Annotated in this window: 3 protein-coding genes and 1 pseudogene; 1 reads left to right on the forward strand and 3 read right to left on the reverse strand. The window is 70.1% G+C overall.

Annotated features, from left to right (window positions below):
* Positions 1-32: 32 nt before the first annotated feature.
* A complete protein-coding gene (locus tag ACWDEN_RS36225) occupies positions 33-1,238 on the reverse strand; it encodes a beta-ketoacyl-[acyl-carrier-protein] synthase family protein (protein ID WP_450862173.1) in 1,206 nt (401 codons plus the stop codon).
* A gap of 344 nt (positions 1,239-1,582) precedes the next feature.
* Between ACWDEN_RS36225 and ACWDEN_RS36230 the strand changes: the two genes are divergently transcribed.
* The gene (locus ACWDEN_RS36230; protein ID WP_450862174.1) at positions 1,583-4,123 is read left to right on the forward strand and encodes a LuxR C-terminal-related transcriptional regulator; all 2,541 of its coding nucleotides are present in this window, start codon (positions 1,583-1,585) and stop codon (positions 4,121-4,123) included.
* 8 nt (positions 4,124-4,131) lie between these two features.
* On the opposite strand, the gene ACWDEN_RS36235 is transcribed toward ACWDEN_RS36230, so the two are convergent.
* Entirely contained in the window at positions 4,132-5,877 is a 1,746-nt protein-coding gene (locus tag ACWDEN_RS36235; RefSeq protein ID WP_450862176.1) for a 3-hydroxyacyl-CoA dehydrogenase family protein, read from the reverse strand.
* A gap of 40 nt (positions 5,878-5,917) precedes the next feature.
* Positions 5,918-6,190, reverse strand: a pseudogene (locus tag ACWDEN_RS36240) (crotonyl-CoA carboxylase/reductase); the annotation flags it as partial.

Below are 6,190 nucleotides of genomic sequence, written 5' to 3' on the forward strand. Positions count from 1 at the left end.
CAGGACCGGGTAGTTGACGAGTCTTGCCGGTGTCAGGGGCGGCCGAAGACGAGTGAGACGTTGTGCCCGCCAAAGCCGAAGGAATTGGACAATGCGACCCGGAACTGTCCCGTGCGCGGCTCGTCCGTCACCACATCGAGATCGATGCGCGCATCCAGCTCCCGCAGGTTGCGGGTCGCGGGCACGACGCCGTCGCGAAGCGCCAGGATCGCCGCGGCCGCACCCATGGCCCCGGACGCCCCCAGCATGTGGCCGGTCATGGATTTCGTGGCGGTGACCACGGCGTGCGTACCGACGGCCTGGGCAATGGCATCGGATTCACACGCGTCGCCTTGAGGCGTCGACGTCGCGTGGGCATGGACGTGCCCCACGTCCTGCCCGGTGATCCGCGCGTCGCGCAGCGACAGGGTCATGGCGCGTACCTGTCCCGCCACGTCCGAGGCGGTGATGTGGGCGGCGCTTGAACTGGTGCCCGCTCCCAGGGCCGTCGCGTAGGCGCGAGCGGCGCGTGCGCGGGCGTGGTCCGCTCGCTCCAGGACGACGACCGCACCCCCCTCGGCAAGGACGAAGCCGTTGCGCCGGGCGTCGAAGGGGCGGCTGGCGTGCGCCGGATCGTCGTTGGACGTGGACAGCGCCATCATCTGCGCGAAGCCGGTGAGCGGCAGGGGCAACACACTGGCTTCCACGCCGCCGGCCACGACGACATCGGCCCGGCCCGCCCGGATGAGGTCCAGGCCCAGGGCGATGGCCTCGGCCCCCGACGCGCACGCGCTGACGGGAGCATGGGCGCCGCCTTGTGCGCCCAGGTCCATGCTGACCCACGCGGCGGGGCCGTTGGCCATCAGCATGGGCACGGTGTGGGGTGAGACCCGCCGCGGCCCCTTGACCTCGAGCGTGTGGTTCTGGTCCAGCAGGGACGTGACGCCGCCGATGCCGGTGCCCATGACGACCGCGAGACGCTCGGGGGGAAGTTCCGGGGAGCCGGCGTCCCGCCAAGCCTCCCGGGACGCGACGAGGGCGATCTGCTCCGCACGGTCGAGTCGACGGGCTTCGGTCCGTGCGAGGAAGCCGGCGGGATCCACCGCCAGGCACCCGGCGATTCGGACGGGCAGATGCTGGGCCCATTCGTCCTTCAGATACCCAATTCCGTTGGCGCCGCTCAGCATTGCGGCCCACGTGCTCGGCATATCCCCGCCGAGCGGCGTCATGGCGCCCAGACCGGTAACCCATACGTCCACTGTTCCGTCATCCCTTCGCTGCTGCCGGTCGGGTCCCCCGGGCCCACAAAGCCGGTAAAGGAGAGGGGCTCCGCAAGACTTCGCACGCTAGCCAATGGTCAGACGTGCCGCAAGAAACCCCAATTCCATGGGCGTTGACGATTAGGGGGGTGGTGGCTCCCCCCTAATTCGCCGCGCAAAGAGGGCGCGACCGGTCCGGCCGCCGTCCCCTGCGGCGTCGCGGCGGGCGGGCACCGGCAGAGTGAGGGCCACCGAGGTAGGGGGGTCTCGCCGGACATGCTTTGATTGCATGAGCAGTGCATGTGGCGGCCGAAACCAGGCGCCGTGGAAGGAGTATGTCCGACATGGAGTTGGCAGAGCGATGCCGAGCGCAACAACTTCTTGACGGACTCTTTAGACAGGCGCGTGACGGTAGGGGACAGGCCGCTCTGGTTCTCGGCCCCCCAGGTGCCGGGAAGACCGGGGTGGTCGACTACGTCACAGGACAGGCCGAACGGGCGGGCGTGACCGTGCTGAGCGCCACGGGATCGGTGGCGGAGCGCTCGTTCCCTCTGGGCGTCGTCGCCCAACTCCTGTCCTGTCTGGGCTACTCCATGGACGAGATCGCGGCCGTGTGCGAGTCGCCCGCCATGGTCGCCGCCGCGGTGCACGACGCAGTCTGCGCGGCCGCCGAGCGCACACCGCTGATCGTCGCCGTCGACGACGTTCACGACATCGACGGTGAGTCCCTGCGGTGTCTGCTCTACGTCATCCACCGTGTGGCGCCACTGCGTGCCCTCATCCTGCTCACCGGGAGCTCCGACCTTCCCCAGCAGAGTCCGTTACTGATCGCCGAGTACATGCGCAATCCCAGCTGCTCGCTGCTGCGCCTTGCCCCGTTGTGCGCCTCGTGTGTCGAAGGAGTGCTCGCAGAGCACATGGGGAGCGGCGTCGGCGACCGGACCGTGTCCCTGTGGCGGCGGGCGTGCGGGGGGAGCCCGCTCCTGCTGCACGCGCTTCTGAAGGACTGGTCGGGTTCCGGTGCGCCGGCCGAAGTGGAGCAGGGCGCGGTCCTCCCTCCACCTGGTGCCGACGCGGTGCGGTTCGCCGTTCAGTACATCCACGGTCTGATGTCCGACGACGGGCTGCGGACCGCGCGGGCTCTCGCCGTCCTCGGAGAGTCGGCCACCGCGGAGCGAGTGGAGCGCCTCCTGCACCACCTGGGCATGTCCGCCGGTGAGGCGGCACGGTCACGCAATGCCCTGGAGGCAGCCGGCCTGACCGACGGCCTGCGCTACCACCTGGAGGCGGCTCGTGACGTGGTGCTGGAGAGAACTCCGAGCGACGAACGGACACGGCTGCATCGGAACGCCGCGCTGGCACTGCGCGAGAGCAACGCCGAACTGGGCGAAGTGGCCGACCATTTGATTCACGCGCGGCCCGTCCAGGACCCCTGGGCGGTCATTGCCCTGCGGGAAGCGGCCACACAGGCCCTGCACGAGCACGACGCCGAACGGGCCATCGCCTTCCTTCGGGCCGCCTACGCCGCCGCCGACGACTCGCAGCGTGCGGTGGTCCGGGCCGAACTGGCGCAGGCGGAGTGGGAAGTGGACCCGGGGGCGGTTCGCTGGCACCTGACCGATCTGCTCGATGAGCACCGGGCCGGCCGGCTGAGCCGGGAACACAGTCTGCTGCTGGGTATGTATCTGTTGTGGTCGGGGCGGACACAGGAGGTCAGCGCTCTCCTCGCCGACCTCGATGCCGTGCGGGAGGAACTGCCCCAGGACGCACGCGCCCGCCTCGACGTGTTGCGGGTGTGGTTCGCGTACTTCTTTCCCACCTACGGCGCGCGATATCGGCACAGCCCCCTGGAGTCCCCGCACGATCCGGGCCGGCGCATCGTGTCAGTGGATCCGCAGTGGGACGGAGCGCTGGTGCTCGCCCTGCTGCTCACCGAGGGACCCACCGACGACGCGTGCGGAGCCGCCGAGCAGCTGCTGCAGGCGCAGGTGCCGCACCAGCCGCTCCTGGCGCCGACGATGGCCGCGTTGATCTCGCTGATTCGCGCCTCCCGCCTCGAGAGAGCCGCGGACTGGTGCGACCGCTTGGTCGTGGGGTGCTCGGAGCGCACGACCACCTGCCGGGCCGTCCTGTTGACCGCCAGCGCGACCCTGGAGAGCTGGCTGGGCAATTTCACGACCGCGCTGACCCGCGCGGAGCAGGCCCTGACGCTGCTGCCCCCGTCGGCTTGGGGGGTGGCTGTCGGTCTGCCGCTGTCCGCCAAGGTTCTCGCCTGCGTCAGTCTCGGGGACCTCGAGGCGGCGGCCGAATGCTTCCGTGTCCCGGTACCGCAGTCGATGTTCCAGTCCCTGCCCGGACTGCACTACTTGCAGGCGCGCGGTCGCCTCCACCTGGCTGCGGGGCGTCACCAAGCGGCGCTCGGCGACTTCTACGCGTGCCGGGACCTGATGGCCGCGTGGCAGCTCAGGGTGTCCGTCTTCACGGCCTGGCGCGTCTATGCCGCCGAAGCGCTCGCCGGGCTCGGTGACAGGGACGAGGCGGTGCGCCTCTTGGAGGAGGAGCTGGCACAGCCGGACACGGGCAGCCCGTGGTTGCGCAAGCAGGCGCAGATGCTGTACGACCGGTTGTGCGGCGCCGGCACCGACGCGGGGCCCGGCATGAGGCCGCCGGCGGCGACGGAGGAGCTCCATACGCTGAGCAGGGCCGAACACCGGGTGGCCCATCTCGCCCAGGACGGTCTGACCAACCGGGAGATCGCCGAGCAGCTCGGTGTCACCCCCAGTACCGTCGAACAGCACCTGACCCGCATCTACCGGAAACTGGGGCTGCGGGGCCGTGCGGAGCTCTCCGTCGCGCTCAACTCAGTGGGCGCTCCGGAGGGTTGAGCGACAGCTCACGCCCGGCGCAGTCCCCGGCCCGCCTTGCGTCCGAGACAGCCCTCGTCCACCAGCTCCCTGAGAACGGCTGGTGGTTCGCAGCCCGCCTCGGGAAACTCGGCGTGCAGACGCTCCAGGATCGCCAGGGAGACGTCCAGGCCGATGGCGTCGAGCAGGGTGAACGGTCCCATCGGGTATCCGAATCCCCGCTCCACCGCGGTGTCGAGCGCCACGACGTCGAGAGCGGCGTCGTCCGACAACCGCAGCGCATCCTTGAGATAGGGGAAGAGGAGGCGGTTGACGATGAAACCCGCTCGGTCCGGGCAGGCCACCGGGACCTTGCCGAGGACGGCACAGAACTCGCGGCCCGCTTCCGTCACGTGTGCGGCCGTGTCCGGCGCCCGTACCAGCTCCACCAGCTTCATCACCGGCGCGGGGTTGAAGAAGTGCAGGCCGAGCGTCTCCCCGGGCCGGTTGGCCGGAGCCGTACAGGCCGCGACGGACAGGCTGGAGGTGGTGGTGGCCAGAATCGCACCAGGTCGGCAGACCGCCCCGAGCCGCGCGAAGACGCCGCGCTTGATCTGGAGGTCTTCCGCGACAGCCTCGATGACCAGGTCGCAGCCGGAAAGCGCCGAGACGTCGTCGACGGTGGCGAGCGCGGCCAGCGCATCCCTCTTCCGTGCCGGGGTGATCCTGCCCCGGCGCACCGCCTTGACCAGGGATGCCTCGATGGCCGTCGCGGCGCTCCGGGCCTTGTCCGTGCTTCGAGCCACCAAGGTGGTGCGGAGGCCGGACGTGGCACACACCTCCGCGATCCCGCGAGCCATCGTGCCGGAACCGAACACGCCGACGTGGCGTACCGGCTCGCCGGATGCCGGGGAGTCGGGACGCCCCCGTTCGTCAGGGGTCCTCTCGTCCGGCAGACCCTGGTCGTCGTAGCGGTGGAAGCCCTGGCCGGTCTTCCTTCCCAGGGTGCCCCTTCGAAGCATCGAGGTCAGGAGCGGCACCGGGCGGAACGCTTCCTCACCGGTGCGCTTCCAGTGGGACTCCAGGCAGCTGTGGACCTCGTCCACGCCCAGTTCGTCGATCAGTTCCAACGGACCGGACGGCAGTCCGCAACCGAGGCGCATCGCGGTGTCGACGTCTCGGGGGGAAGCGAAACCCTCCGCGACCATGGCCGCAGCGCGGTTGAGGTACAGGTGGACGAGCCGCGCGGCAAAACCGCTCGCACGGTGCCCGAGAACGACGCATTCGAGGCCGATGGCTGTCGCGAGGCGTTCCACCAGGTCACCAGTTTCGTCGGACGTCAGTGACGTGCGTACGACTTCGGCGCGCCTGCCGACCGCCGGCGGGCGCAGCAGTCGCAGGCCGGCGATCCGGTCGGGACGCCCCGCGGCGGTGCTGAGGGGGAAGAGCGGCAGCGAGGAGGCCGTGGTGACGATGGCCGTGTCGGGTGGGCAGACCTGACGCAGCCGGCGAAGTACGTCGCGCTTGGCGGCGGGGTCTTCGGCCACCGCCTCCACCACGACACCGGCGTCGGCCAGCGCGGTGATCTCGGCGGACAGTGTCCAGGAGACGGACCCTCCGGTCTCGCCGGTGTCCTTGCGCTTGAGGCGTTGCCCGACCCTGGCGACGACGTCGGGGTCGTGGTCCACGCCGACCACCGGGCACCCGGTGGCGGCCACCATGTTCAGCAACGCTTCGCCGACCGTCCCGAGTCCCACGATTCCGACGGCACGGCCGGGTCCCACTATGTCTTGCACGTCTGTTCCTCTGGTTTTCATGGGCTTCACTCCCGGATGTTCAGGGCCGGAAGCGGTTGATGGCGTCGATGTGCTTGGCGCGCATCTCCTCGTCGCGCACGCCGAGGCCTTCCTCGGGGGCGAGGCAGAGCACGCCGACCTTGCCCTGGTGCAGGTTGCGGTGGACGTCGTACGCGGCCTGGCCGGTGTCCTCGAGGGAGTAGGTCCTGGACAGGGTGGGGTGGATCTTGCCCTTGGCGATGAGGCGGTTGGCCTCCCAGGCCTCGCGGTAGTTGGCGAAGTGGGAGCCGATGATGCGCTTCAGCGACATCCA

The organism is Streptomyces sp. NPDC001153 (genome assembly GCF_053598315.1).